Genomic DNA, 1,685 nt, shown 5'->3' on the forward strand with positions numbered 1-1,685 from the left:
CGCGTGAACAAAGTGGCTCACAAGTTGATCAGAGAGCCAGCTATCCTCGTGATTTAGGAGTTGGGGGGGAAAAGCCACAGGTTGGGATGGTTCAGAAGATGAAGAGCCCACAGCTAAGGCACCGGATAAAGCAGAGGCCAATGAAGGCGGTTGTGGAAATAGTGAGAAACAATGTTGCTGAACGTAACTTAAGGCCTCTGTGTATGGACAGCCCAGGGGGGAGCTACGCATACCTGGTAGTGAACGTCTTGCTCCCCCAGCGGCACCTATCGGCTGGTCGTCTTCAGCTCAGACGACCCGTGGCAACTCGTGGAGTACGGCCCCTGCCCACAGTAGGTCAGACACGGCAGGTCGGCAACCCCGCCCCTAGAGAGGATGCTTAGGGTCCCCTCTCCGAAAGTAGTTGTAGTTAAATAGAGCAGTACACGCCTATACGTACCGCTGGTAATATATCCCTGCGGGCGGGAGCTCCCCTTGAGCTGAGGTACGCCTTCTAGAGGGCCTCCCCGCCCATCATCGAATACTATGTCAGAATAGCCGAGTTCGCGATGCCAGGCAATCCGGACGCCAAGGGCGACTTTACGACGACCGTCTACCTCAGTTTGGGTTGTCCCACGAGTGGGGAGTACGCGTACCTCGTCTTTAACATAGTCCTCTCGGACGGCCAGTGCAGAAGGGTGATGCTACTGCCCGAGGCGCCGAAAGTCGTCGAGGACTACGGCCTCTATCCCCCGCACAGCCGATCCCTCAGGGCTATCTCACCTGCGTAAGGGCGGGTAGGACGCGCCCAACCATGCTACCTAAGGTTGGTATTGGTATCCTCGTACAAGAACTCATAGATCTGCCCAACATACGGGAAATGGTTGTCCTACCCGCTGGTATCCAAGCGCGGATTGGATCCGAGGGGGCGCTGGATCCACCACGACATTGCCGCCGTGCTGAACATGTTGAGGAGGGTTGTCGAAAAGTTGAAATCTAAATATATAGAAGCAGTAAAACAAGCTCTATTCGCCGTAGATGTGGAGATGTTGAAGGAATTGACAGAGGCCACACTGAAGGCAGAGCGGCCCGACGTGCGGCCCGGGCTGGCTCCGCCTCCGTCGGCTCGACAGGTAACGTGGGCGCCCGTGAGCCGACCCTAGGAAAGCCTCCGCCCTCTGGACGGGGGTGAGGTCAGCCAGTTGCTTAACCCTTCACCGCGTAGCTGATCTTCTCCACCGCCTTAATCATCTCCTCTGTGTAGTTCAAATGTATTAACTGTGCGGACTCCGGCGGAAACACAGTGGGGTCGTTGAGAATGTCTGGGTCCAGGTACTTCGCCAGCAACTGCCTCTTCAAGGCGGTGGGGTAGTTAGACGCCTTCACGATGCGCGCGGAGTTCTCCGGCCGGAGCAGGAAGTCTATGAAGAGGTACGCGGCTTCGACATTCTTGGCGTCGCGCGGGATCACCATGAAGTCGACCCATCTGTGGGTCTTCGGCTTGGGGAGGACGTACTCAAACTTGTCGGCGTTTGCCTGGCCAGCGGTTTTAATGAACTCGTCTCTCGCGGTGGCGGCGTCGCCGGACCAGATCTGGGAGATCCAGAGCTCTCCTGCGGCCAGCGCTGGCACGATCTGGCTGATGCCCAGGTATCCCCTTATGTAGGGCTTCTGCTTCTTCAACAAGTCGATCACCTTGTTCACGG

General features: G+C 57.2%; 3 protein-coding genes and 1 pseudogene. 3 read left to right on the forward strand and 1 reads right to left on the reverse strand.

Going from position 1 to position 1,685, the window contains the following annotated elements; genetic code table 11:
* From ACP5J3_RS14260 to ACP5J3_RS14270, 3 genes and pseudogenes are all read left to right on the forward strand, one after another.
* A pseudogene (locus tag ACP5J3_RS14260) lies at positions 1 to 383 on the forward strand (hypothetical protein); the annotation flags it as partial.
* A 165-nt stretch (positions 384 to 548) separates the two neighbouring features.
* Positions 549 to 770, forward strand: a complete 222-nt coding sequence (locus ACP5J3_RS14265; RefSeq protein ID WP_428496288.1) for a hypothetical protein — start codon at positions 549 to 551, stop codon at positions 768 to 770.
* 93 nt (positions 771 to 863) lie between these two features.
* Positions 864 to 1,142, forward strand: coding sequence for a hypothetical protein (locus tag ACP5J3_RS14270; RefSeq protein WP_428496289.1), 279 nt, complete (start codon positions 864 to 866; stop codon positions 1,140 to 1,142).
* A 43-nt stretch (positions 1,143 to 1,185) separates the two neighbouring features.
* Here ACP5J3_RS14270 and ACP5J3_RS14275 read toward each other — a convergent pair.
* Positions 1,186 to 1,685 (reverse strand): extracellular solute-binding protein (locus ACP5J3_RS14275; protein WP_428496290.1); only part of this gene is annotated, 500 nt, incomplete at its 5' end.

Source organism: Pyrobaculum sp., from assembly GCF_049971835.1.
Lineage (GTDB): Archaea > Thermoproteota > Thermoprotei > Thermoproteales > Thermoproteaceae > Pyrobaculum.